This is a genomic window from Mesorhizobium sp. M0340 (assembly GCF_040321535.1).
Taxonomy (GTDB): domain Bacteria; phylum Pseudomonadota; class Alphaproteobacteria; order Rhizobiales; family Rhizobiaceae; genus Mesorhizobium.
In genome coordinates, this window is sequence record NZ_JAMYRR010000002.1 from 97,995 (window position 1) to 123,385 (window position 25,391).

25 protein-coding genes are annotated in these 25,391 nt (G+C 63.1%); 9 read left to right on the top strand and 16 right to left on the bottom strand.

Features of this window, described 5'->3' with window-relative positions; all coding sequences use genetic code 11:
- Window positions 1-56: 56 nt before the first annotated feature.
- Window positions 57-482: an Hsp20 family protein gene (locus NKI79_RS03180; RefSeq protein WP_023675270.1), complete on the bottom strand. Its 426-nt coding sequence runs from the start codon at window positions 480-482 to the stop codon at window positions 57-59.
- A gap of 144 nt (window positions 483-626) precedes the next feature.
- Between NKI79_RS03180 and NKI79_RS03185 the strand changes: the two genes are divergently transcribed.
- The gene (locus NKI79_RS03185; protein ID WP_352476409.1) at window positions 627-1,568 is read left to right on the top strand and encodes a nucleoside hydrolase; all 942 of its coding nucleotides are present in this window, start codon (window positions 627-629) and stop codon (window positions 1,566-1,568) included.
- Window positions 1,569-1,691: 123 nt separating this feature from the next.
- On the opposite strand, the gene NKI79_RS03190 is transcribed toward NKI79_RS03185, so the two are convergent.
- The 4 genes from NKI79_RS03190 to NKI79_RS03205 form a co-directional block, all read right to left on the bottom strand.
- Window positions 1,692-2,306: a LysE family translocator gene (locus tag NKI79_RS03190; RefSeq protein ID WP_352799819.1), complete on the bottom strand. Its 615-nt coding sequence runs from the start codon at window positions 2,304-2,306 to the stop codon at window positions 1,692-1,694.
- Window positions 2,307-2,409: 103 nt separating this feature from the next.
- Window positions 2,410-3,870, bottom strand: coding sequence for an amidase (locus NKI79_RS03195; RefSeq protein ID WP_352799821.1), 1,461 nt, complete (start codon window positions 3,868-3,870; stop codon window positions 2,410-2,412).
- Between the two features lie 6 nt (window positions 3,871-3,876).
- Window positions 3,877-4,785: a ribokinase gene (locus tag NKI79_RS03200; RefSeq protein ID WP_352799823.1), complete on the bottom strand. Its 909-nt coding sequence runs from the start codon at window positions 4,783-4,785 to the stop codon at window positions 3,877-3,879.
- Between the two features lie 102 nt (window positions 4,786-4,887).
- The gene (locus tag NKI79_RS03205) at window positions 4,888-5,781 is read right to left on the bottom strand and encodes a methylated-DNA--[protein]-cysteine S-methyltransferase (protein ID WP_254816823.1); all 894 of its coding nucleotides are present in this window, start codon (window positions 5,779-5,781) and stop codon (window positions 4,888-4,890) included.
- 113 nt (window positions 5,782-5,894) lie between these two features.
- On the opposite strand from NKI79_RS03205, the gene NKI79_RS03210 reads away from it, so the two are divergent.
- Window positions 5,895-6,710: a class I SAM-dependent methyltransferase gene (locus tag NKI79_RS03210; protein ID WP_352476413.1), complete on the top strand. Its 816-nt coding sequence runs from the start codon at window positions 5,895-5,897 to the stop codon at window positions 6,708-6,710.
- Between the two features lie 9 nt (window positions 6,711-6,719).
- Here the strand turns inward: NKI79_RS03210 and NKI79_RS03215 are convergent, their stop codons facing one another.
- Entirely contained in the window at window positions 6,720-7,214 is a 495-nt protein-coding gene (locus NKI79_RS03215) for a DUF2244 domain-containing protein (RefSeq protein ID WP_254816825.1), read from the bottom strand.
- A 22-nt stretch (window positions 7,215-7,236) separates the two neighbouring features.
- Between NKI79_RS03215 and nth the strand changes: the two genes are divergently transcribed.
- On the top strand, window positions 7,237-8,067 hold the full coding sequence (gene nth / locus NKI79_RS03220; RefSeq protein ID WP_352799826.1) for an endonuclease III: 831 nt from the start codon (window positions 7,237-7,239) through the stop codon (window positions 8,065-8,067).
- A gap of 38 nt (window positions 8,068-8,105) precedes the next feature.
- On the opposite strand, the gene NKI79_RS03225 is transcribed toward nth, so the two are convergent.
- The 4 genes from NKI79_RS03225 to NKI79_RS03240 all read right to left on the bottom strand — a co-directional run bounded on the left by NKI79_RS03225 (window position 8,106) and on the right by NKI79_RS03240 (window position 11,789).
- Window positions 8,106-9,617 (bottom strand): tripartite tricarboxylate transporter permease, encoded by a 1,512-nt coding sequence (locus NKI79_RS03225; protein ID WP_352799828.1) that lies wholly within the window; start codon window positions 9,615-9,617, stop codon window positions 8,106-8,108.
- A 9-nt stretch (window positions 9,618-9,626) separates the two neighbouring features.
- Window positions 9,627-10,094 (bottom strand): tripartite tricarboxylate transporter TctB family protein, encoded by a 468-nt coding sequence (locus tag NKI79_RS03230; protein ID WP_352799830.1) that lies wholly within the window; start codon window positions 10,092-10,094, stop codon window positions 9,627-9,629.
- 80 nt (window positions 10,095-10,174) lie between these two features.
- On the bottom strand, window positions 10,175-11,152 hold the full coding sequence (locus tag NKI79_RS03235; protein ID WP_254816829.1) for a tripartite tricarboxylate transporter substrate-binding protein: 978 nt from the start codon (window positions 11,150-11,152) through the stop codon (window positions 10,175-10,177).
- A 181-nt stretch (window positions 11,153-11,333) separates the two neighbouring features.
- A complete protein-coding gene (locus NKI79_RS03240) occupies window positions 11,334-11,789 on the bottom strand; it encodes a DUF2214 family protein (RefSeq protein ID WP_352476417.1) in 456 nt (151 codons plus the stop codon).
- Between the two features lie 226 nt (window positions 11,790-12,015).
- Between NKI79_RS03240 and NKI79_RS03245 the strand changes: the two genes are divergently transcribed.
- The 6 genes from NKI79_RS03245 (at window position 12,016) to NKI79_RS03270 (ending at window position 18,003) form a co-directional block, all read left to right on the top strand.
- The gene (locus NKI79_RS03245) at window positions 12,016-12,555 is read left to right on the top strand and encodes a GNAT family N-acetyltransferase (RefSeq protein WP_352799832.1); all 540 of its coding nucleotides are present in this window, start codon (window positions 12,016-12,018) and stop codon (window positions 12,553-12,555) included.
- A 205-nt stretch (window positions 12,556-12,760) separates the two neighbouring features.
- Entirely contained in the window at window positions 12,761-13,738 is a 978-nt protein-coding gene (locus NKI79_RS03250) for a Bug family tripartite tricarboxylate transporter substrate binding protein (RefSeq protein ID WP_352649569.1), read from the top strand.
- 158 nt (window positions 13,739-13,896) lie between these two features.
- Window positions 13,897-14,430, top strand: a complete 534-nt coding sequence (locus NKI79_RS03255; protein WP_254816833.1) for a tripartite tricarboxylate transporter TctB family protein — start codon at window positions 13,897-13,899, stop codon at window positions 14,428-14,430.
- A gap of 4 nt (window positions 14,431-14,434) precedes the next feature.
- Window positions 14,435-15,958, top strand: coding sequence for a tripartite tricarboxylate transporter permease (locus tag NKI79_RS03260; RefSeq protein WP_352476420.1), 1,524 nt, complete (start codon window positions 14,435-14,437; stop codon window positions 15,956-15,958).
- Between the two features lie 15 nt (window positions 15,959-15,973).
- Window positions 15,974-17,158 carry a CaiB/BaiF CoA transferase family protein gene (locus NKI79_RS03265; RefSeq protein WP_352799835.1) on the top strand — a complete coding sequence of 395 codons (1,185 nt, stop codon included), beginning with the start codon at window positions 15,974-15,976 and terminating at the stop codon, window positions 17,156-17,158.
- Window positions 17,155-18,003, top strand: a complete 849-nt coding sequence (locus NKI79_RS03270; protein ID WP_254816836.1) for a citryl-CoA lyase — start codon at window positions 17,155-17,157, stop codon at window positions 18,001-18,003. Before NKI79_RS03265 ends, NKI79_RS03270 begins: the two co-directional genes overlap by 4 nt.
- 73 nt (window positions 18,004-18,076) lie before the next feature.
- On the opposite strand, the gene NKI79_RS03275 is transcribed toward NKI79_RS03270, so the two are convergent.
- From NKI79_RS03275 to kdpB, 6 genes are all read right to left on the bottom strand, one after another.
- On the bottom strand, window positions 18,077-18,586 hold the full coding sequence (locus NKI79_RS03275; protein WP_352799837.1) for an NUDIX hydrolase: 510 nt from the start codon (window positions 18,584-18,586) through the stop codon (window positions 18,077-18,079).
- Window positions 18,587-18,714: 128 nt separating this feature from the next.
- Window positions 18,715-19,020 (bottom strand): hypothetical protein, encoded by a 306-nt coding sequence (locus NKI79_RS03280; protein WP_352799839.1) that lies wholly within the window; start codon window positions 19,018-19,020, stop codon window positions 18,715-18,717.
- Window positions 19,021-19,141: 121 nt separating this feature from the next.
- Window positions 19,142-19,834, bottom strand: coding sequence for a response regulator transcription factor (locus NKI79_RS03285; protein ID WP_352799841.1), 693 nt, complete (start codon window positions 19,832-19,834; stop codon window positions 19,142-19,144).
- Entirely contained in the window at window positions 19,831-22,572 is a 2,742-nt protein-coding gene (locus tag NKI79_RS03290; RefSeq protein WP_352799842.1) for a DUF4118 domain-containing protein, read from the bottom strand. Before NKI79_RS03290 ends, NKI79_RS03285 begins: the two co-directional genes overlap by 4 nt.
- 54 nt (window positions 22,573-22,626) lie before the next feature.
- A complete protein-coding gene (gene kdpC / locus NKI79_RS03295) occupies window positions 22,627-23,196 on the bottom strand; it encodes a potassium-transporting ATPase subunit KdpC (RefSeq protein ID WP_352799843.1) in 570 nt (189 codons plus the stop codon).
- A gap of 12 nt (window positions 23,197-23,208) precedes the next feature.
- Window positions 23,209-25,296: a potassium-transporting ATPase subunit KdpB gene (gene kdpB, locus NKI79_RS03300; protein WP_352799844.1), complete on the bottom strand. Its 2,088-nt coding sequence runs from the start codon at window positions 25,294-25,296 to the stop codon at window positions 23,209-23,211.
- Between the last annotated feature and the right edge of the window lie 95 nt (window positions 25,297-25,391).

Sequence of the window (25,391 nt, forward strand, 5' to 3'; positions counted from 1 at the left end):
CCTCCTTGCCGCGAGACGCCGCTCAAGGCCATCCCGCATGAGAGCTATCGGCAAAATCAGTCTTTCACCGATATGTTTATTTTTCGTACCAGCCGTTCGGACTCCGGCCGATCGAGATCGATCGACAGAAGGCCGTTCTTCAATTCCGCCGCAATCACCCGCATGCCGTCGGCCAGCACGAAACAGCGCTGGAACTGGCGCGCGGCGATGCCGCGGTGGAGAAATTCGCGCTCGGTGTCGTCGTTCTGACGGCCGCGCACGACCAACTGGTTCTCCTCCGTTGTGACATCGAGATCGCTTTCCGCGAAACCGGCGACGGCGAGCGTGATACGCAGCCTTTCGGTTTTGCCGTCGGCACCGCTGAGGCGCTCGATGTTGTAGGGAGGATAGCTGTCACCGGACTTTGCCAAGCGCTCCAGCGTCTTTTCCATGGAATCGAAACCGAGGAGAAGCGGGCTGGAAAAAGGCGTCATTCGGCTCATGTTACAGTGTCCTCTCAAGAGCGACATAAAGTGGAAAAACCCGGATGGCATTTTTCCCGATGGTCTTGATATGGTCCGCCGCCCGGCAGACTTCAAGCCGTCACACGTCCCGCCCAAAAAGACTTGCCAAAACAAGGAATTGAAATGCCCCAATCCCGCAGGATCATCATCGACACTGACCCCGGCCAGGACGATGCCGTCGCCATATTGCTGGCGCTCGGCAGCACCGAGCTGGAGATCGTCGGCATCACCGCGGTGGCCGGCAACGTGCCGCTGAAACTTACCGAAAAAAACGCCCGCAAGATCTGCGAACTGGCCGGCCGGACGGACGTCAAGGTCTATGCAGGCGCCATCCGGCCACTGGCGCGCGAACTCGTCACCGCCGAGGAAGTGCATGGCAAGACCGGCCTCAACGGACCGCAACTGCCCGAACCAAAGATGAAGCTGCAGGACGAGTATGCGGTCGATTTCATCGTCGAGACGCTGATGAGGGAGGAGAGCGGCACGATCACGCTGTGCGCGCTCGGGCCGCTCACCAATGTTGCGCTGGCGCTGATCCGCGAGCCCAAGATCGCACCGCGCATCAAGGAGATCGTGCTGATGGGCGGCGGCTTCTTCGAGGGCGGCAATGTCACGCCGACCGCCGAATTCAACATCTATGTCGACCCGCATGCCGCCGACGTCGTGTTCAAATCCGGCATTCCGATCGTAATGATGCCGCTCGACGTCACCCACAAGGCGCTGACCACCGCCAAGCGCACGAAGGCCTTCCGCAAGCTCGGCACCCGGGTCGGCACGGCCACCGCGGACATGCTGGAATTCTTCGAACGGTTCGACGAGGAAAAATACGGCACCGACGGCGGCCCGCTGCACGATCCTTGCGTCATCGCCTATCTGTTGAAGCCGAAGCTGTTCAAGGGCCGCAACTGCAATGTCACTGTGGAAACCGCCTCGGAACTCACCATGGGCATGACGGTGATCGACTGGTGGGGGGTGACCAAGCGGCCGAAGAACGCCATGGTGATGCGTGACATCGACCACGATGCGTTTTTCGAGCTGTTGCTGGAAAGGCTGGGGCGGCTTTAGGGCCGTCTTCATTCCCCCTTGATGGGTTGGGCGGAGTGCCGTCATTGCCAGGCTGGAACACCCCTCATCCAACCGAGCTTCGCTCGGCCACCTTCTCCACAAGGGGAGAAGGGAAAGGTGCCGTTACTTCGCCTTTGAAAATGCCAGCCACAGGCCGCCGCCGACCAGGAAGCTGCCGCTGATCCGCGACAGCAGCTTGACGCGGCCGGCCGACAGCAGGCGCCCGGCGCGGCCGGCGGCCAGCGCGTAGGTCGAATCCGAGAGGGCGGCGAAGATCATGGCGGTGAGACCCATGACGCCGATCTGTAACGCGTAATTGCCTTCAGGCGCGATGAACTGCGGAAAGAAGGCGCCGAAGAACACCAGCGTCTTCGGATTGCTGATCGCCACCAGCAGGCCCTGCAAAAAGAAGCCGCCGCGCGGTCTTTTTGCCGATCCGTCGGCGTTCAGCTTGCCTTTCGAGCGGAACATCTGCACGCCCATCCAGATCAGGTAGGCAGCGCCGATCAGCCTGACCAATTCGAACCAGTGGCCCATGCCGGCGATCAGCGAAGTCAATCCGATGCCGACGATGGCGATCATGATGGCTAGCCCGGCCTGGGTGCCGGCGACGTTGGCGAGGCCGGCGCGGGAGCCATGGCGTATGCTGTTGGCGATGATCAGCGTGACCGTCGGTCCAGGCACCAGGACGATGACGATGCAGGCGACGACGTAGGTGGCGTAGAGTTCCAGCGACATTTTTCCCTCCGCAGAATGCCGCTCGTGCGGCGTGCTGTCGCGATCAATGCATGGCGATGAGCTGCGTGCAAGTCGGCGAGGCGCCGACAATGCGGAGCTGATTTCAGCAGGCGCCGGCCTGCCATGGCAGCGTTGCCTCATAGGCGGCAGCCGCCCTCAGCACGGAGAGGTCACCGCGCGGCCGCCCGATCAATTGCATGCCCATTGGCCTGCCCCTGGAGTCGAAGCCCGCCGGCACATTGATCGCCGGGCAGCCGCCCAGCGTGGCGAGCGCTGAGACCTGCATCCAGCGGTGATAGCTGTCCATGGCACGCCCGGCCACTTCCCTTGGCCAGAGAGTGGCGACGTCGAAGGGAAAGACCTGTGCGGCTGGCAGCGCAATCAGGTCGAAACGCTCGAAGAGCGATAGCAGCATTCGATGCCAGGACGAGCGCCTCACAGTTGCGGCATGGATTTGCGGCGCGGTGAGGCGAAGCGCATGTTCCACCTCCCACACGGCCTCCGGCTTCAGCAGACTGCGTTTCAAGGGATCATCGTAGTGCACCTTGAGCGCACAACCGCTGCTCGCCTGCCGAAGCGTTACAAAGGCCTGCCACAGCGCTTCGAAGTCGAATTCCGGCATCAGCGACTCGGCCTCGAAGGACACATCCGCGAACCGGCCGAGTGCTGCTTCGCAAAGCTGTAGAATGCCTGCTTCAACCGGCAGATGGCCGCCGAGATCGCCGAGCCAGGCGATACGCCCGCCGGCCGCCGGCGTTTCCACCCCTTGGAGAAACGAGCCTGGCTTATCATGCGACAGCGGCGCGCGAGGATGATAGCCGGCCTGCACGTCGAGCAGCAGCGCCATGTCGCGCACGTTACGCCCCATCGGCCCTTCGACGCCCATTTGCGCATGAAACACATCAAGGTCAGGGCCAGCCGGCACCAATCCCTGCGACGGGCGGAACCCATAGACATTGTTGTAGGCAGCGGGATTGCGCAACGAGCCGCCAAAATCGCTGCCATCGGCAACGGGAACCATGTCGAGCGCCAGCGCGACCGCCGCGCCGCCGCTCGAGCCGCCGGCGGTCAGCGCCGGGTCGAATGCGTTGCGCGTCTGGCCGAACACGGTGTTGTAGGTGTTGGAGCCGAGCCCGAATTCGGGAACGTTGGTCTTGCCGATGATGATGGCGCCGGCCTTGCGGACGCGCTCGACGAAGAAGTCGTCTTCCTCAGGCACGAAATCGGCGAAGATCGGCGAGCCGAAGGTGGTTCTCAGGCCTTTTGTCAGCGCAAGATCCTTAATCGCGATCGGCAGGCCGAATAGCGATCCGGTATCTACTCCCCGCGCCAGATGGGCGTCAGCGTTGTCGGCCTCGCGCAGGATGTCGGCATGCTCACGCAACGAAAGGATAGCGTTGACCCGCGGGTTAACCGCCTCGATCCTGTCGAGGAATGCCGCGATCACTTCGCGCACCGAAAGTTGCCGGCGTCTGATCTTCTCGGCAAGCTCCACGGCAGACAGGCGGCAGATGTCGCCGGCGGGCGGCACCGCATGCTTCGTTGTCGGGCGCGCGGCTGTCATCCCGCTTTAGCCTGCGGATTTCTGCAAGGCGGCATCGACGTCCCTGGCCAGCGGGATGGCCGGCTGTGCACCGGCTTTCAGGCAGGCCAGCGAACCGGCTGCGGCAGCGCGGGCAAGCGCCTGGTCGAGCGGCAGGCCAGCTGCCAGCCCGGCTGCAAAATAGCCGCAGAACGTGTCGCCGGCGCCGACCGTGTCGAGCGGGGTGATCTTCAGCGCCGGAACCATCAGAAGATCGTCCGGCGTTGCTGCCAGAACGCCGTCCGGGCCAAGCGTGACGACGATGGTGCGGCCGGTTCTCGAGGCATAGTCGCGCATCCGCGCCGGGCGGTCGCGGCCACTCAATGACAGCGCCTCGCCATAGAGGTCGAACTCGGTTTCGTTGGCGACGAGATAGTCGGCCTTGCCGAGGAAGCCGGCAGCGTCGCTGTGGAAAGGTGCGGTGTTGAGCACTGTGATCGCGCCGGCCGTCCTTGCCGCGTCGAGTGCTGCCTCGACGGTCTGCAGCGGGATCTCCAGTTGCAGCAGCACGACGTCGCCGTTTTTCAGGAAGGCCTTGGAAAGGTCACCCGGCACGACCGAATCATTGGCGCCCGGCACGACAGCGATCACGTTCTCGCCGTCGGCGCCGACCATGATCAGCGCAGTACCGGTAGAGGCAAAGGTCTCGCCGACGCCGGACAGGTCGATCTTGCCGTCGCGCAGCAGCGCCAGAGCCTCGCCGGCGAAGCTGTCCTTGCCGACTGCGCCGACCATGCGCACCTTAGCCCCGGCGCGGGCGGCGGCCAGCGCCTGGTTGGCGCCCTTGCCGCCGGGAGCAGTAGCGAAACCGGAGCCGCGCACCGTCTCGCCGGGACCGGGCAAGCGGTCGACACTGGCGATGAGGTCGAGATTGATGGAGCCGATGACGACGATCAAGAAGTGCCTCCCGCTAGCGCATGCGGGAAGCTACTCCGTAAGATCGCTGCTTGTCACCCTAGCGGTCCTTACATCGCTCCTATCGTTCCATTCTTTGGCTATTCACGAAGAGACCTGTCCCGCCTCCCAGCCGAGGATGGCGCGTTTGCGGGTCAGGCCCCAATGGTAGCCGGTGAGCGCACCGGACTTGCCGAGAGCCCGGTGGCACGGCACGACAAAGGACATCGGATTGGCACCGACCGCGGCACCGACAGCCCGGCTGGCGCTCGGTGCGCCGATGCGCGCGGCGATCGACGAATAGGTGCAGGCCTGGCCCATCGGAATACGCAGCAAGGCTTCCCAGACGCGGACCTGGAAGTCGGTGCCGATCATGACGACGCGGAGCGGCTGGTCGGCGCGCCACAGCGTCGGATCGAAAATACGCGCGGCATAGGGCGCCGTTGCAGCCATGTCCTCGACATAGCTAGCGTTCGGCCAGCGGCTGGACATGTCGGCAAAGGCCGCACGCTCGCCGCCCGGATCGTTGAAGGCGAGGCCGGCGAGGCCGCGGTCGGTCACCATGATCAGGGCGATGCCGAAAGGCGAGATATGGTAGCCGTAGCGGATGGTGAGCCCGGCGCCGCGCGTCTTGTAATCGCCCGGCGACATCGCTTCGTGGGTGACGAACAGATCATGCAGCCGGCCTGGACCGGACATGCCGAGCTCGAACGAGGTTTCAAGCAGCGGCATGCCGGCATCGAGCAGCTTGCGCGCATGATCGAGGGTAACGGCCTGCAGAAAAGCCTTGGGCGACAAGCCGGCCCAGCGGGTGAACAGCTTCTGCAGCCCGGTCGGCGTCTCGCCGACCTCCTCGGCCAGCACTTCCAGCGAAGGCTGGTCGCGATAGTCGAGGCTGATCTTTTCGATGGCACGACGGACGATTTCGTAGTCACCGCCTTCAGGGGTGATGTCTTTCTGAAGGATTGCTGTCGTTTTGAGAGGCATTTGGGCGTTCATGGCAGTATCTCCTTGCGTGCGAATATCGTCCTTCGCGGCGGCGATCACCACCCGAAACTTGCTTTCCCGCAGCATGTACCAGATAGAGCTGGCTTTGAATGGGGAGGACGGTCGTGGCTGGTGAAAAAGTAAACCTGACCGGGGCAAAGGAGACTTTGCTTTTGACACTTTACGGCAAGGCGCTGGAGAGCCGGCTGCCCAATTCGCTGCTCAGGGACTACTTTGCCGATGAGGCGGTGCGCAACATCGACTATGATTTCTCACGGCTCAAGGTCGACAACAATCTCGGCATCGGTCTAGCAATCAGGGCAAAGACGCTGGACGTCTGCGTTCAGGACTTTCTCGCCCGAAATCCTGACGCCATCGTGCTGCATCTGGGGTGTGGGCTCGACACGCGCATATTCCGTATCGACCCGCCAGCCGGCGTGGACTGGTTCGACGTCGACTATCCCGAAGTCATCGACCTCAGGCGCAGGCTCTATCCCGTGCGGGATCGCTACCACCTGATCGCTTCGTCGCTCACCGAACCTGGATGGCTGAATGAAGTACCTCGGGATCGCCCGGCCATAGTCGTGGCGGAAGGCCTGACTCCCTACCTGGCCGCCGAGGACGGGCAGCAACTGTTTTCTCGTTTGGTGGGACATCTTTCGAGCGGCGAACTGGTTTTCGATGCCTATAGTCGCCTGGGCCTGAAGATCATTCGCCTCAATTCCTCCTTCCGCGCCACCGGCGCCGAGGTCCATTGGAGCATTGAGAACCCGCATGAATTGGAGCGAGCCGTTCCGAAGCTGCGGTTCATCGAGGACATCCCTGCCTATAAGCCGGAACATGCCGCTCGCATGCGCTGGCTCGCGAAACTGTTTGTTCGCCTTTGGAAATACATTCCAGCATTGCGCAAGATCGGCAGGCTGTTGCGCTATCGGTTCTGAAACGCTGGCTCAGCGCGCCTTGGCGGTCGCCAGAGCGCGCGAAAATGCGGTGGCAAAACTCTCGCGGTCGTCGGGGTTGAGAAAGGCGCCGATCGAGACGGTTTTTCCTTGCGCCTCGACCGCCATTCTGGTGATGCCGATCTCGGCGTGGCGGGCGATCGAAAAGCGTGCCCAGAACGGATTGAAGCGGTGTGATTCCGATTTGCCCGACGGGGCAGTCTTGCGGATATCGAGGCTGGTGCGCGACACCGACACCTCCTCGCGAGCCCGGGCGGCGCGATAATTGGCACGGAAGGCGATATAGACGGCGATCACGTCGAGGCCGAAGAAGCCGAACACCGGCCAGGCGCCGCGCGACAGAAAAAACGCTCCGGTCACCAGCCACCCGAACAGCAGTGCGCCCATCAGGATGGCAAAGCCGGTCTTGCCCAGCGACCGGTGCGGTGTCAGCAGCGCCTGGAAGAATGGCTCGTCGGCCTGAAATGAGGCGTTTGTGTCGCTCATTGGGGAATATTATAGGAAGGCAATGACAAGCCCCAAGCCCAAAAACTCTTCCGCGCTCAAAAAAGACCTGCTGCCCGGCCGCCGCGATGGCTCGAACGCCAAGCCGCGTCCGCGGCCGGCGAGATCGCGGGCGCTTTACAGCCCGGCCGAGGTGCATGAGATTTTTCGCCGTTTTTCCGTTCAGCGGCCGGAGCCGAGAGGCGAACTCGAACATATCAACCCCTTCACGCTGCTGGTGGCAGTGGTGCTTTCGGCTCAGGCGACGGACGCCGGCGTCAACAAGGCGACGCGGGCGCTGTTCAAAATTGCCGACACGCCGCAAAAGATGCTGGCGCTGGGCGAGGCCAAGCTTGGCGACTATATCCGCACCATCGGGCTATGGCGCAACAAGGCCAAGAACGTCATCGCGCTGTCCGGGGCGCTGATCCGTGACCATGGCGGCGAGGTGCCTGAGGATCGCGATCAACTAGTCGAGCTGCCGGGTGTCGGCCGCAAGACCGCCAATGTCGTGCTCAACGTCGCCTTCGGCCAGCACACGATGGCAGTCGACACGCACATCTTCCGCATCGGTAACAGGCTCGGCCTGGCGCCGGGCAAGACGCCGGAACAGGTAGAGCAAGGTTTCCTGAAGATCATTCCGGATGAATATATCCGGCATGCGCATCATTGGCTGATCCTGCACGGCCGCTATGTCTGCAAGGCACGCAAGCCGGATTGCCCGGCCTGCGTCATCGCCGATATCTGCAAGGCCAAGGAAAAGACGACCAGCGTGCCTGCACCACTGGTCGAGATCGGGCCGCTCGGGCCAGTGGAAGCAGCTCAGGACCGAGCAGCGGCAACCACTGCCCGCTAGCTGAATCTAAAGTTCCTTTTATGCGGCGACATCCATGTTCAGGAACTCTCCTCGACGAACACCTCTTCGCGCTTCTTCTTGACCGCGGGGAGAAAGACGATGACGAGCACGGCGAGCGCGATGAGGAGCAGGCTGGCGCTGATCGGCCGCGTCACGAAGGTGCTTGGGTCGCCGCGCGAGAGGATCATGGCGCGGCGCAGGTTTTCCTCAAGCAGCGGGCCGAGCACGAAGCCGAGCAGCAGCGGCGCAGGTTCGCAGCGCAGCTTGGTCAGGAGGTAGCCAAGCAAGCCGAAGAAGGCGACGGCATAGAGGTCGTAGACATTGGTGTTGACGCTGTAAACGCCGATCGAGCAGAACGCCATGATGATCGGGAAGAGCACGTAGTAGGGGATGGTAAGGAGTTTCACCCAGAGCCCGATCAGCGGCAGGTTCAAGACAATCAACATCAGATTGCCGATCCACATCGAGGTGATGATCCCCCAAAACAGCGCGGGCTGTTCGATGGCGACATTGGGGCCGGGCACGATGCCCTGGATGATCATCGCGCCGATCATCAGCGCCATTACCGGGTTGGCCGGAATACCGAGCGTCAGCATTGGGATGAAGGAGGTTTGGGCGCCGGCATTGTTGGCCGATTCCGGTCCGGCGACGCCTTCGATGGCGCCCTTGCCGAATTCCCCCCGGTTTTTCGAGACGCGCTTTTCGATGGTGTAGGACGCAAAGGCGGCAAGGATCGCGCCGCCTCCGGGCAGGATACCCAGCGCCGAACCGATGATCGTTCCGCGCACGATGGGAGCCGCCATGCGCCGAAAATCTTCTTTACTCGGCATAAGGCCGGAGATACTTCGGATCAGCACGGAACGCTCATGCTCGTTTTCGAGGTTGCGCAATATCTCGGCGACGCCGAAGACGCCGACCGCCACCGCGACGAAATTCAGCCCGTCGGCATATTCGCGGATGCCGAGCGTGAAGCGGGGCGTACCGGTGTAAATATCGGTGCCGACAAGTCCCAGCAGCAGGCCGAGCACGACCATGGCCAGCGCCTTGACGATCGAGCCGTGGGCGAGCGCGACGGACGAGACCAGGCCGACGATCATCAGCGAAAAATACTCGGCAGCGCCGAATCTCAGCGCTATCGCCGTCAGCGGTGGGGCGAAGATGGCAACGAGGAAGGTCGACACCGTGCCGGCAAAGAACGAGCCTATTGCCGCGGTCGCCAGAGCTGCTCCGGCGCGGCCCTTCCTGGCCATCTGATAGCCGTCGATTGCGGTGACGGCCGACGAGGATTCGCCGGGCATGTTGATGAGAATGGCGGTGGTCGAGCCGCCATACTGCGCGCCGTAATAGATACCGGCGAGCATGATGAGAGAGGAAACCGGGTCGCCGATCTGGAAGGTGATCGGCAACAGCATGGCGATGGTTGCGGTGGCACCGATGCCGGGCAGGACGCCAATCAGCGTGCCGAGAAGGACGCCGATCAGGCAGAAACCGAGATTTGCCAAAGATGTGGCTGTCGAAAAGCCGAGTGCGAGATTGTTGAGGAGTTCCATTTCATCTCCTCACAACGACAGTGGCAACCACGGGCCGAAACGCCGGAACGGCAGGCCGAGTGCGTAGCTGAAGACGATGAATGCGAACAGCGTCAGGCCGGCCGACAGCACGAGTGCGGTCAGCGGCCTCATGCGGCCGCTACCGAACGATGCGATCAGCGCCGTCAGGAAGATCGACGGGATGAAGCCGAGGCCGCGCACCGTCAGGCCGAAGAAGATCGGAGCAGGCAGGATAAACAGCATGCCGCGCCACGCAATGGAACCGATCGGCTCGCTCTCGAAACGCACCGCTTGGACAAGGATGGCGGCGCCAAGCAGGATCAGCACGATCGCCAGCACGAGCGGGAAATAGCCCGGCCCCATGCGAAAGGCGGTGCCGATTTCGAGGCCCAGCGACTGCAGCGCGAAAAAGGCGCCAATAAAGACCAACAGCGCGGCGCATATGCCGTTGGTCCTGTCGATTGCGAAAGGTTTCATTGCGTCCTCCCGGCTCGCCTCATGGGCGTGCCGATGCCGGTGTAAAAAAACGGGGCGCTGATGGCGCCCCGTTAGAACCTTTAGTCGGCGTACTGGCCGGCCGCTTCGATGATCGGCTTCCAGCGCGCGATCTCACTTTCCAGCTTGGCTTTGAGCGCGGCCGGCGTGGCATCGGCCTCCGGCGACGGCTTGGTGCCGAGTTCGGCAAATCGGGCGACGACATTCTGGTCCTTCAGCGCCACCTGCAGCGATTTCGAAAGGCGTTCGGTGATCTCGGCCGGTGTGCCCTTGGGGGCATAGATTCCGTGCCAGATGCCGACCTGCACCTGGGGAAGGCCGGCTTCTATCGTCGTCGGCACGTCCGGCAGCACATCGAGGCGTTGTGGCGAGGTTACGGCATAGGCCTTGATAGTGCCGCCCTGGATCTGCTTGGTGGTATTGGTCGTCTGGTCGCACATGATATCGACCTGGCCGCCGAGAAGATCGGTCATGGCCGGGCCGGTGCCCTTGTAGGGTACGGTGACCAGCGGCGTGCCGATGGCGCTCATGAACAGCATGCCGCACAGATGCGAGGCGGCACCGATCCCGGCGTTGGCAACGGTGATGCTGTCCTTGTTGGCCTTGGCATAGTCGACCAGCCCCTTCAGATCGGTCGGCTCGAGGTCCTTGCGGCCGACGATGGTCATCGGCACCTCGGTGACGAGGCCGACATATTCGAAGCCGTTCAGCGTGTCGTAGGCGAGCTTTCTATAGAGCGTAGCACTTGTCGCCATGCCTATGTGATGAAGGAGCAGCGTGTAGCCGTCAGGCTCGGCATTTGCGACGCGGCCGGCGCCGAGCGTGCCGCCGGCGCCGCCGACATTCTCGACGATGACCTGCTGGCCGAGGTCTTTCGACATAGCTTCCGCGACAAGACGCGCGACGGTGTCGGTCGGGCCACCGGCCGAAAACGGCACGACAATGGTGATGGTGCGTTCGGGGTAGGTCTGCGCGCCAGCCGCCGACGGATAAAGCATGGCGGCCGCAGCGACAGCCAGCGCGGCGATGAGTTTTCGCATCGTGTTTCCTCCCAGGATATGATTGCCAACCGCTGCGCGGGTTCCTCCAAAACGACTGTAGATGGAGCAATAACTAGCGCAACCCGACAAATGACAATCGCGCTCAAACGGCCAACTGCACGTTTCTCTGCGCAAACGGGTGGGAAGGTTGGGCCGTGCGATACCCTTCCTCCAACCTATTCTAGTAGCCGTAGCCGCGCGCCATCGCCGCCGCGAACACCGGGATCAATAGGAAGATCGATGCTTCGGTGCGGACATAGGTGCGAACGGACGCTAGCTCCACCGCAGGAACCTGGAAGCCGGGACTGACGCTCGCCTGCCTGTTCCAGGACAGGAAACGGATGGTCGGGATAATCGACAACAGGCCGACAATGGCGAAAGCGGCCATCTTTGCCCAGAACACCCAATTGTAGACGTAGAATTCCCAGCCTTTCAGACCATAGACGACGCGGCCGATGCCAACGACGATGATCAGCATGGCAATGATGCCGTAGTGGCGGTCGATGCCGACGAGCCGCTTCAGCGTCGCGGCGGACAAGTCGCTGCGGATCAGGACGAATTCGGCGCCGATGATGCCTGCCAACGAAAACACCAGCAAATGATGGAAGATGGCAAGCACAAGGTCGGTGGTGTCCATGCTGGATTCCCTCTGTCGGACGGCAGCGCCGAAACCCAACGCGCCTGAACCAATACCGGAGAAAAACTAACACCGCCTGGCAGGATTCACATCAGCCTGGAAGATGATCTACACAGCCTTGGCTCTTGTTTTTCACAACGGATTTGGATTTCCCGTCTCGTGCGTGTCGCTGTCCCCCTTTTGGAAGACCTGCATCAGGCACCGACAACACAACCGAGACATGACCATGGCCAGTCCGCATACAATTGTCGCCCCAGTGCTTGAGACCTCGCGCACGGTCCCGCGGCCGCACCGGCTTGACGATTTCGACGCCTATGTCGCTATGTGGGCCGATCCCGTCGTCACCCGCTTTATCGGCGGGAAGCCGCGCACGCGGGAGGAAAGCTGGATGCGCTTCCTACGCCACGCCGGCCTGTGGTCGCTTCTGGGCTACGGCTTCTGGGCGATCGAGGATAAGGCGATCGGCTGCTTCATCGGCGAGGCCGGCTTTCACGATCTGAAACGCGACATGACGCCGTCGATTGAGGGAATTCCGGAGACCGGCTGGGCTCTGGTTTCGGGCGCGCATGGCCACGGGCTGGCCAGCGAAGTCGTCGCACGGGTGCTTGCCTGGGGCGACGAGACGTTCGGCGCCGCGAAGACCGTCTGCATCATCGATCCGGAGAACACCGGATCGCTGAACGTCGCGGCAAAATGTGGTTATGGCGAAGTGCTGCGAACCGTCTACCAAGGCAAGCCGACCATCCTGCTGGAGCGGCAGCCCTGACGGACACCGTCTGGCCTCTGCCTGCCACGTCGTCCGGCGTCGAGTTCGCCTGCCTGAAGACCGCACAGGCCGATTGTGCCGCATGCAGCGTGTTCTGTCTTTGACAGGAGGACGCAAACTCTGCATGAATTTTATCGAGCGGGTCTGAAATCAGGCCACGTTTCTGGCAGGCACCGGAGGAGGTGTCGCGATTTGGAGGAATCCCATGCTGAACAGACGCCGATTCTTGATGAGCACCGCGGCAGCAGGTGCTGCCGGACTCGCGGCATCGCATTTTGTCCCCGCCTTTGCGCAGGACGCGCCGCAGCTGCAGATTTTCGTGCCGGCGGCGCCGGGCGGCGGCTGGGACCAGACGGCGCGCGCCATGGACCAGGTGCTGCGCAGCGAAAAACTGATTTCCGGCTCGCAGATCACCAATGTCGGCGGCGCCGGCGGTACTGTCGGCCTGCCGCAATTCGTCAACCAGTGGAAGGGCAAGGGCGATGCGCTGATGGTGGCCGGCATGGTCATGGTCGGCGCCATCATCGCCAACAAGGCGGCCAACAACCTTACCGAGGTCACGCCGATCGCCCGCCTCACCGGCGAGTTCGAGGCGCTTGTGGTGCCGGCCGCCTCGCCGTTCAAGACGGCCGCGGACTTTGTCGCTGCTCTCAAGGCTGACCCGACGCAGGTTCCGGTTGCCGGCGGTTCGGCCGGCGGCTCGGACCATATATTGTTCGGCCTCATCGCCAAGACCGTTGGTGTTCCGGCCACCAATCTTTCCTATGTGCCGTTCGCCGGCGGCGGCGAGGCGCTTTCGGCGCTGCTCGGCAACCAGGTCGCGGCCGGCATCTCCGGCTACGGCGAGTTCGCCGAACAGGTCAAGGCGGGTGCGCTGCGGCTGCTGGCCATCTCCGCGGACAAACGCCAGGAGGGGATCGATGCGCCGACGATGAAGGAAGCCGGCATCGATGTCGAGCTGTTCAACTGGCGTGGCGTCTTCGCACCGCCCGGCGTCTCGGACGCCGACAAAGCAGCAATGATCAAGCTGATCGAGACCATGGCCAAGAGCGACGCCTGGGCCACCGAATGCAAGAACCGCAACTGGACGCAGATCCTGCTCACCGGTGACGATTATGCGAAATTCGTCGCAGAAGACACGGCCCGCATCGGGACGATCCTCAAGGACCTCGGTCTAGCGTGATGCTCTCGGCAAGGGGTGGCAGCCTACGCCAACCCTTGCCGACTTTCGCCAGCCGCATGGACATACGCGGCGCCGGAGGTGAAACTGCGCCGAGATCGGCCGGGTGAGACCGGTCCAAGGAGAACCGGCCCCAAGGGACCGACATTGGGAGGACGATGATGAGCACCAGCGACCAGCCGGCGCCGCCGCGCCTTGCAGTGCCCGAACTGCTGATCGGCGTCGGGCTCCTCGCCTGTGCGGGTGCGGTTGCCTGGCAGACGCTGGCAATCCCGGTGTCGCCGCTCTATTCCAAGGTCGGTCCGACCGTCTTTCCCTACATCACCATGACCGGCATGGTGATCCTGTCGCTGCTGCTCATCATTGCCGCCTTGCGGGGCGGCTGGCAGCCGGAGGACGAAAAGGCGACGCCGACCGACTGGAAGGCGATGGGCATCGTCGCCCTCGGACTGATCGCCAACCTCGTGCTGATCCAGCCGCTCGGCTTTACCGCGGCATCTGTCATCATGTTCGTTCTCATCTGCCACGGTTTCGGCAGCCGGCGTCCGGTGCGTGACGTGCTGCTCGGGCTGATCCTGGCGCTGGCCGCCTATTTCGGCTTTGCCAGGGCGCTCGGCGTCAATATCGGCGCCGGCTTCATCGAAAACCAGCTGAACGCGATCGTCGATTCGCTCGTCACCATGCTGAGGGGCTGACGCCATGGAAACGCTCGGCCATCTCGCGCACGGATTTTCGGTCGCCTTCTCGCCGATCAATCTCATATGGTGCCTGGTCGGCACCACGCTTGGGACTGCGATCGGCGTGCTGCCCGGCCTCGGACCGGCACTGACCATAGCGCTGCTGTTGCCGATCACCTATCAGGTGGCGCCGGAGGCATCCTTCATCCTGTTTGCCGGTATCTATTACGGCGCCATGTATGGCGGCTCGACGACATCGATCCTGCTCAACACGCCTGGCGAAAGCGCCACCATCGTCACCGCGCTCGAGGGCAACAGGATGGCCCGCTCCGGCCGTGGCGGTGCGGCCCTGGCGACCTCGGCGATTGGTTCCTTCGTCGCCGGCACGCTGGGCACGATCGGCGTTGCCTTTCTGGCGCCGATCGTCGTCAAATTTGCGCTGGCCTTCGGCCCGGCCGAATATTTCTCGCTGATGGTGCTGGCCTTCATCACGGTTTCGGCGGTGCTCGGCTCGTCGTCGGTACGCGGCCTGACCAGCCTGTTCGCCGGCTTCGTCGTCGGCATGATAGGCGTCGACCTGCAGACGGGGCAGCCGCGCTTCACCTTCGGCATGAGCGAATTGCTCGACGGCGTCGACGTCATCGTCGTCGCCGTTGGCCTGTTCGCCGTTGGCGAGACGCTTTACATGGCCTCGCGCCGCTATGCCGGCAAGGACGAGATCGTGCCGTTGAAAGGGTCGCTTTACATGACCGCGGCTGAATGGTCGCGCTCGTGGAGGCCATGGCTGCGCGGCTCCCTGATCGGCTTCCCGATCGGCGCCATGCCGGCCGGCGGTGCCGAAATCCCGACCTTCCTCTCCTATGCCATCGAGAAGAAACTCTCCAGACACAAGGACGAGTTCGGCACCGTCGGTGCCATCGAGGGCGTTGCCGGACCGGAAGCGGCCAACAATGCATCCGCGGCCGGCGTGCTGGTGCCGATGCTGACGCTCGGCCTGCCGACATCGGCGACGGCCGCAATCATGCTGTCGGCATTCCAGAGCTACGGTATCAATCCGGGGCCGCTGCTGCTGACGACGCAGGCCGACCTGGTGTGGGGGCTGATCGCCAGCCTGTTCATCGCCAACGTCATCCTCGTCGTCCTTAACCTGCCGCTGATCGGGCTTTGGGTGCGATTGCTGAAGATCCCGGCGCCGCAGCTCTATGCCGGCATCCTGGTGTTCGCCACAGTCGGCACCTACGGCATCTCGCAATCGCCGATCGACCTCGTCATCCTCTATCTGCTCGGTGCCGCCGGTTTCCTGATGCGGCGTTTCGATTTTCCGACCGCGCCGGTTATCATCGGCATGATTCTCGGGCCCCTTGCCGAAACGCAGTTCCGCCGCGCGATGACCATCTCGAACGGCGATTGGACGGTGTTCTACAAGCATCCGCTGTCGCTGACGTTGCTGACGCTGGCCTTCATCGGGCTGGTTGGACCGCATATCTGGGCCTACATCGAGCACAGACGCATGCGGGGACCGGAGCACGTGCCGGGCGATGCCTGAGCTGTTCGTGACGTCATGACAGACCTGCTTTCCGGCATCCGCATCCTTGACCTGACCAATGTGTTGGCCGGCCCCTATTGCGCCTACCAGCTGGCGTTGCTCGGGGCCGACGTCATCAAGGTCGAGACGCCGCAAGGCGGCGATCTGGCGCGCCAGCTCGGCGCCTCTCCGGAGCTCAACCGGGCGGGCATGGGCGCTTCGTTCCTGGCGCAGAATGCCGGAAAACGCTCGGTGGCGCTCGATCTCAAGCAGCAGGCCGACCGCGAACGCTTCCTCGATCTGGTCGCTTCGGCCGACGCGCTGGTCGAGAATTTCCGCCCCGGCGTAATGGACCGGCTGGAGCTTGGCCATGCCAGGCTGAAAGAGGTCCGGCCAAGCCTTGTCTATTGTGCGATATCGGGCTTCGGCCAGACCGGGCCGATGCGCGACAATCCAGCCTACGACCAGATCATCCAGGGTCTTTCCGGGATTATGAGCATCACCGGTACACCGGAAACGGCGCCGCTGCGTGTCGGTTATCCGGTCGCCGATACGCTTGGTGGGCTGGTCGGGGCCTTCGCCATTGCCGCCGCATTGGTCAAGCAGAAGACGACGGGCGAGGGCGCGTTCCTCGACGTCTCGATGCTCGAATGCACGCTTTCTGCGCTCGGCTGGCCGGTGTCGAACTATCTGACGGCGGACGTCGAGCCGCAGCCGATGGGCAATGAAAACATGACGGCCGCACCCTCTGGCGCGTTTTGCACCGGCGACGGCTTGCTCAACATCGCAGCCAACAAGCAGGAGCAGTTCGTCACACTGTGCCGGTTGATCAGTCGGCCGGAGTTGGCGTCGGATGTCCGCTTTGCCGAGCGAGAAACGCGCAAGCAGAACCGCATCGCATTGAAAGCGCTGATCGAGGATGCCTTGGCGAGCGACTCGGCCGCCGCCTGGGAGGAGACGTTCAATCGCGCCGGCGTGCCGGCAGGCCGGGTGCTGACAATCCCGCAGATACTGCAGGAGCGACAGGTGATCGAGCGCGGCATGACGGCGCGCTTCCCGGCTGTGTCCGGGATGGACCAGCCGCTGACCGTGGTGCGCGGCGGCTTCATGGTCGATGGCGAGGCACCTTTGCCGAGCAGGCCGCCGCCGGCGCTCGGCGAGCATATGGGCGAGGTTTTTGCCGGCCTGCCGCCGCGTGCCAGGAAAAGAGCGAAGGCATGAGCGGAACGCAAAACAAGACCGGTCGCGCACGCGGCGAGGAATGGTGGCAGACCGGCATCATCGAGATGCGCCCCGGCGTCATCCGGCTGCGCGGCTATGAGATCCAGGATCTGATCGGCCGCGTCAGTTTTCCGGCAATGATCTGGCTGATGCTGCGCGGCGAGCTGCCAAGCGAGGAGCAGGCGGCACTGCTTGGCATCGCGCTGGGTGCTGCCGTCGACCATGGGCCGCAGGCGCCGTCGATCGCCATCGCCCGTATGGCGATCACCTGCGGCGTCGCCATCAACAGTGCCATGGCATCAGCCGTCAACGTGCTTGGCGATGTGCATGGCGGCGCCGGCGAACAGGCGCTCTCCTTCTACGGAGACATCGCTGCCGAACTGGACGCCGGCATGCCGCTTGCGGACGCCGTGTCGGCGCGGCTCGATCGTTTCCTTGCCGGGGAAAACGGCTATGTGCCCGGGCTCGGCCATCGTTTCCATCCGGTCGACCCGCGGGCGCCCCGCCTCATCGAGCTAACCCGCGACTTTGCCGCGCGCGGCATCGTCAGCGGGCGCTTCGCCGACATCGCCGAGGCGATCGAGGCCGAGGTGGCGCGGCGCAAGGGCAAAAAAATCCCGCTCAACATCGACGGCGCCACGGCCGTCATCTACGGCGAGCTCGGCTTCCCGCCGCCGCTGACGCGCGGCCTTTTCGTGCTGTCGCGCTCGGTCGGCATCCTCGCGCATGCATGGGAACAGTCGCAGGAAAGCGACCGCAACAAGGGGCCGCTGCCGCGCGAATGGCTGTGGGCCTATACCGGCACGCCGGTGCGGTCTTTGCCCGAGGGCGACGGCGGCAAGTGAGATTCGGTTCAAATGACGGCAGCAGGCGCTGGGGCCAATTCCATCCCGATCCAGTCGGGACAGCCTCGATCTTTTATTGAGCGTGATCTTTTCCGAAAGCCGGATTCTTTTTTTTGGAATTATGCTCCAGCTCGGGAATCCTGACGTTCCTCACCAGCGTCGAGAGATCCGGCTCGTCGATGAGCACCGCCGCGTCGGCCGGCGCCAGCCACGCACGCTGACGCCTCTTGGATTCTTCCCAGTCGGCAAGTTCCTCGGATACCTCCAGCAAATAGACGACGACGTCGACACGGACGAAGCGGTTCGCCAGCCGCTTCCAGTAGCAATAGGTGCCGGCCGGCTGTTTCAGTGTCTTGCCGAGAACGCCGGCTTCTTCCTGTGCTTCGATGGTGGCCGCCTTGCGGCCGCTCTTGCCCTTCATCGGCCAGCCCTTCGGCACAATAAAGCGCCTCGTCGTTCGCGATGTGACCAGCATCACCTCGACGTCGCCATGCTCGTTCAGCCGAAACGGAATCGCCGCGACCTGGCGAATCCGGTCGCCCTTCCTTGCCTTGCGTACGACCTTCTTCTTGCTGGCTGCCATTCGATAATCCAGTCGAGGCGGTGCCCAAACGGCAAGGGCAGCGTTGCAAAGTCGGCCGCGTTCAATGGGGCGCAAGCGGAGCGGTTTCCACAATATATAAGTCGGCTAAATAAATGAAAGGGCCGTCGTCAGCGGCAGGTGCTGACAAAGCCGCTCCCCGACGGCAGCAACTGGCAAGTTGGCCTCATCTGCGGCACCTCCTGCCGTTGCGGGGTTGGGATTTGGCGATCCTGGGCACGGTACTGCTGTTGCTGCTGCTGGTATTGCTGGCGCCGCAGCCTGTTCTCCAACATCTGCAACTGGTCCTGCTGGATCAACACGTTGCGGTCGGTGGGACTGACGACCTGTGCCGATGCAGCAGGATTTACGCCCGGCAGCATCGCCGCAGTCAGCATTGCCGACCCTAAAAACGTCAATAGACGAAGCTGTGGCATTCGTTCATTCCCGCACAAAACCGATCTTTCCGTAATATAGGGCTTTTGTCCGGCGACACCATGGCCGCCGCTGATTTGAAGCGGATTGGAAGAGGCATTTCGGCTTCGGATGCTCGTCGCGTCAATCGACTTCGCGCAGCCGGTATCCAACGCCGGTCTCGGTGGTGATATAGCGGGGCTGGTCGGGCGTTTTTTCGATCTTTTGCCTGATCTGCCGGACGTAGACTCTGAGATATTGAACGTCGGTGGAATCGCCCCAGACCTGCTTCAGCAGGAATTGGTGGGTGAGAACCTTGCCGGCATGCTGTACGAGGATGCGGAGGATGTCATATTCCTTCGGCGAGAGCTTTATCTCCTTGTCCTCGACCTTGACGATGCGCTTCACCAGATCGACGGAGAGGTCGCCGGTCTGGAACACCGGTCTCTCACCCTGCTGTTGGAACTTGTGGCGAAGCGCGACGCGGATGCGTGCGACAAGCTCGTTCATACCGAATGGCTTGGTGACATAATCGTCGGCGCCGAGTTCGAGGGCCGAGACGATGCCGGCCTCATCAGTGCGGCTGGAAAGAATAACCACGGGAATGTCCAGGCCATCATCCCGCCATTTGCGGAGCAGCTCATGCCCGCTCATGCCGGGCAGACCGAGATCGAGCAGCACAAGGTCTGGCTTTTCCGTCTCGATGAGTTCAATCGCCGCCCTGGCGTTCGGCGCCTCGCTCATCGCATAGCCTTGGCTGCCAAGCCCGACGCGAAGCAATTTCCGGATCGGCGGTTCGTCGTCGACCACCAATATCCTGACGTCCAGGCTCGTCATGGCAGATCGTCCATATTTTGATGGCCCGCCTCGGGTTCGCCGAGATTGGGCAGTTCCGCCGGCACCAGTTGCATCTTGATCGTGAAAACCGCCCCCGAGCGGTCGGACCTGTTTGCCGCCGAGAGCGTCCCGCCCATCGCTTCGATGAAGCCGCGGCAAATCGACAGGCCGAGCCCGGTGCCGGCACGCACCTGGTCACCCTTGCGCACACGGTAGAAAGTGTCGAAAACGCGCTCCAGGTCCGCTGGCGGAATGCCTGGTCCCTCGTCCATGATCTGCAGGATGATGAAGCCGTTATCGGCCCAGGCCTGCAGGCGGATCGTCGAACCTGGTGGCGCGTATTTTGCAGCATTGTCGAGGAGGTTGAACAGCACCTGTTCGAACAGAACGGGGTCGACCCGCAACATCGGCAGATCCGATGGAATGTCGATCTCGGTCTTATGCTCGCGGACGATTTTGCGGGCCCGATGCAGAGCTGAGCCGACAATGTCGCCGAGATAGTGAAAGGCGTAGTTCGGCTCCATCGTGCCGGATTCGATCTTGGTCATATCGAGCAGATTGGCAATAAAGCGGTTAAGCCTCTCCGCCTCATCGAGCACGGTCGACAGCAGTTCCGTCCGGTCCTGCTCGGGAAGCGCGGCCTCGAAGTCCCTGAGTGTTCCGGCCGCGCCCATGATGGCGGCAAGCGGCGTTTTCAAATCGTGGGAAATGGAGGTGAGCAAGGCCGAGCGCAGACGGTCTGCCTCGGCCGCAAGCTTGGCCCGGTCAACATCGGCGACGAGCTGGATGCGCTCGATGGCGACCGCCGCCTGGTCGGCAAGCGCATTGAGCAGACGCTGCTGCTCGGGTGTCAGCAGCGGACCTTGCTTATCGTTGTCGAGGCCGACGACGCCCACCGCCGTGCGTCCGGTCCGCAAGGGCAGATAGAGGCGCTTTGCTCCGGGCAGCGTGTCGGCGCCGCGCCCGGCGGCGCGGTTATGCTCCCACGCCCAGCGGGCTGCTGCAATGTCGGCCTCGGCCAGCGTGTCGTCGGGTGGGTAGCCGGCTTTGACCGCAATTGTGCCGTCCTCCGGCAGAAGCAGCACCACGCGCAGCTTCAGCATCGAGGCGATCTGGAAGGCAGTCGCCCAGAGAACGTCGTCGAGCGTGCCAGCGCCGGCGAGTTTCTTTGAGAAGAGATAAATATCTTCCGTGGCGCGTGCCCGCGAGCGCGCAGCGACCGCCTGACGCTGCACGCGCGCTGTTAGATTGCTGGCAATGACCGCAACAACCAGGAAGACAGCCAGCGCAACGATGCTCTCCGGATCCTCGATCGTCAGCGTGTAGCGTGGTTCCAGGAAGAAATAGTTGAAGGCAATGGCGCTGATGAGGCAGGCATACAAAGCCGGCCAGAGACCGCCAGTCACAGCCGACGTCAGGACCCCAATGAGAAAGATGATCGCCAGGTTGCGGACGTCGAGAAACTGGTCGAGAAGGACGGCGAAGGCGAGCGAGCCAACAACATAGGCCGTGGCCCTGAGATAGGGCCAGATCTCGAACTGCCACTGCTCGTCCGCCGCCTTGACGGTTCTCGACGTCGCCTCGGCGTTGCGTTCGTTTCCCGAAATGACATGGACGCTGATGTCGCCGGCATTGCGGATGAGATCGTAAGTGAGCGAGCCTTCGATCAATTCCCGCCAGCGCGATCGGGTCGGCCTGCCGATCACGATATGGGTGAAGTTGTTCGCCGTCGCATGCCGAACGATGTCTTGCGCGACGTTCTGACCCGGAATGGTCGTCACCTCGGCACCGAGCTGCTCGGCAAGGCGCAGCTGCGTCGCCAGCCGATCCTTGTCCTCCTCGGGCATGGCAGCTGAACGAGGGGTATCGACATGAAGCGCCGTCCAAGGGGCGCGGAGCCGGTCGGCCAACCTCCGCGCATAACGTACACGGGCCGCCCCGCCCGGACGCGCATCGACGCAGACGAGAACCCTTTCCCCCGCCGCCCAAGGCCCGGGTATCGCGTGGGCCTGCATGTGGGTCAGCAACTGCTCGTCGACCCGCTGGGCAGTGCGGCGGAGCGCCAATTCCCGGAGCGCCGTCAGATTGCCCGGCGAGAAATAGTTCTCGATGGCGCGCTGGGCGGTGCTGGGGATGTAGACCTTGCCTTCCTCAAGCCGCTTGATCAGATCGTCGGGGGTCAGGTCGATGATCTCGATATCGTCGGCCTGGTCGATTATGGAGTCGGGGACAGTTTCCCGCACCCTGACGCGGGTGATCTGCGCCACGACATCGTTCAGGCTCTCGACGTGCTGGATATTCAGCGTCGTATAGACATCGATGCCGAGCGTCAGGATTTCCTGGACGTCGAGGTAGCGCTTGGGGTGACGGCTGCCCGGCGCGTTGGTATGGGCAAGTTCGTCGACCAGAACCAGCGCCGGGTGCCGGGCGAGGATGGCGTCGAGATCCATCTCCTCGAGGATCCGCCCCTTGTAATCGATCTCAAGGCGAGGAACGACCTCGTAGCCTTCGACCAGCGTCTGGGTTTCCTTGCGGCCGTGCGTCTCGACGACGCCGATCACCACGTCGACCCCGTCGGCCAGCCTGGCGCGGCCCGACATCAGCATCTCGTAGGTCTTGCCGACACCGGGAGCGGCGCCGAGAAATATCCTCAGGCGACCGCGCTCCTCCCGCTCGGCATGCTCGAGCAGCGCGTCGGGAGAGGGCCTGGTTTCGGCGGTGCGGCTGTCGTCTGGCATAAGGGTCAATCATGAACGGCGCCGGCTTCGGTGTCGATCCCGGCGCCGGTTCCTTTACCGTTTCATCGCATCGTCCAGCGCAAGGTTGAGGGCCAGCACATTGACTACCGGCTCGCCGATGAATCCCAATTCGCGATCCTCGACATGGCTGTCGACAAGCGATTTGATCCTGGATTCATCGACGCCCCTGGCCTTGGCCACCCTGGCGACCTGAAAATAGGCCGCGTCGGGGCTGATATGCGGATCGACGCCGCTGCCGGACGTGGTGACCAGATCTATCGGTACCGGCTGGTTCGGGTTTTCCGTCCTCAGCCTTTCGGCGTCAACCTTGATGCGGTCGATCAGCTTGGGATTGGTCGGGCCGAGATTCGAGCCGCCCGAGGCGGCGGCATTGTAGCCGTCGCCGGCAGCCGAGAGACGGCCATGGAAGTAGCGGTCGCTGGTGAAAGCCTGGCCGATCAGCTCGGAACCGACGAGCTTGCCGTCCTTCTCGATCAGGCTGCCATTGGCCTGGCGCGAAAACAGCGCCTGCGCAATGCCGGTCATGCCGATCGGATAGACCAAACCCGTCAGGATCGTGAAGAAGACGATCATGACGATCGCGGGTCTGATTTGATTGAGCATCGACATGGTTCCTTATGCGAGACCGAGAGCGGTGATGGCCATGTCGATCATCTTGATGCCGACGAAGGGCACTACGACGCCGCCGAGGCCATAGACAATGAGATTGCGGCTGAGCAGCGCACCGCCGCCGACCGCGCGGTATTTGACACCCCTCAGCGACAGCGGGATCAGCGCGATGATGATCAGCGCGTTGAAGATGATGGCCGAGAGGATAGCGCTCTGCGGCGTCGCCAGATGCATGACGTTGAGCGCTTGCAGCGGCCCGGCGGTCTGGCCCGGGGCGATGTAGAAGACGGCGAATATTGCCGGGATGATGGCAAAATACTTGGCAACGTCGTTGGCGATGGAGAAGGTGGTCAGCGAACCACGCGTCATCAGCAGCGCCTTGCCGATTTCGACGATCTCGATCAGCTTGGTCGGATCGCTGTCGAGATCGACCATGTTGCCGGCCTCGCGCGCCGCGACCGTGCCGGTGTTCATGGCAACGCCGACATCGGCCTGCGCAAGGGCCGGCGCATCGTTGGTGCCATCGCCGCACATCGCGACCAGTTTGCCTTTGGCCTGCTCGTCGCGGATCAGCTTCAACTTGTCCTCGGGCGTCGCCTGGGCAAGGAAGTCGTCGACGCCGGCTTCCGCCGCGATCGCCGCCGCGGTCATCGGATTATCGCCGGTGATCATCACCGTGCGGATGCCCATGCGGCGCAATTCGGCAAAGCGTTCTGCGATGCCGCCCTTGACGATGTCCTTCAGATGGACGACGCCGAGGAGGCGCCCGTCGCGCTCGACCGCGAGTGGAGTGCCACCCGATTTGGCGATCTCGTCGGCGATCGCCTGAAGGTCGCGGACGGTGTCGCTGCGCGTACGGCCTGTGGCAACTGTCGAGAGGTTGACGTGGGCAAGTACCGCATCGACTGCGCCCTTGCGGACCGAGGAGCCTTCCAGATCGACGCCGCTCATGCGGGTTTGCGCGGTGAAGGGCACGAACGTCGCGTGCAGGCTTGCCATGTCGCGGGCGCGGATGGCGTATTTTTCCTTCGCCAGGACGACGATCGAGCGGCCTTCCGGCGTTTCGTCGGCAAGCGAGGCAAGCTGGGCCGCGTCGGCCAATTCCTGTTCGGTGATGCCCTTGACCGGACGGAATGCCGTCGCCTGGCGGTTGCCCAGCGTGATGGTTCCGGTCTTGTCGAGCAGCAGCGTGTCGACATCGCCGGCCGCCTCGACGGCGCGGCCCGACATGGCCAGCACGTTGAAGCGCACCAGGCGGTCCATGCCGGCAATGCCGATCGCCGACAGCAGGGCGCCAATTGTGGTCGGGATCAGGGTAACGAACAGGGCGACCAGCACCGTCACCGAGATATGACCGCCCGAATACGAGGCGAAGCTCGGGATCGTCGCCGTGGCCAGCACGAAGATCAGCGTCATGCCGACGAGCAGGATATTGAGCGCGATCTCGTTGGGTGTCTTCTGGCGCTCGGCGCCCTCGACCAACGAGATCATGCGGTCGAGGAACGTATGGCCGGCAGCCGCGGTGATGCGCACGCGGATCCAGTCGGACAAGACCTGCGTGCCGCCGGTCACCGCCGAACGGTCGCCGCCGGATTCGCGGATGACCGGTGCGGATTCGCCGGTGATGGCCGCCTCGTTGACTGACGCCACGCCTTCGACCACCTCGCCGTCCGAGGGGATGATGTCGCCGGCTTCAACAAGCACGATGTCGCCGACCTTCAAGCTGGTGCCGGGCACCAGTTTGAACTTGCTGCGGTCGCCATCGTTCAACAGCTTGGCCTGCGTCTCGGTTCGCGCCCGGCGCAGCGAGTCTGCCTGCGCCTTGCCGCGGCCTTCGGCCACCGCTTCGGCGAAATTGGCGAAGAGCACGGTGAACCACAGCCAAATGATGATCTGCAGCGTGAAGCCAGGATCGCCGCCGCTGGTAACGAGATCCTTGACGAACAGCACGGTGGTGAGCGCCGAGACGACGGCGACGACAAACATCACTGGGTTTCGCATCAAGGTGCGCGGGTTCAGTTTTCTGAAGGAACCGCCGATAGCGGGCCACAGAATGCGGGTATCCATGATGCTCGCGGATTTCGACGGGCTCATTTGGTAGCTCCAGTGTCGATTTTGTTGACCGGTCGATCCTGTGCAGAACGAAGGTGCGGCGGCCCGTAAGCCAGCAGCCAGATCATGATCAAGGC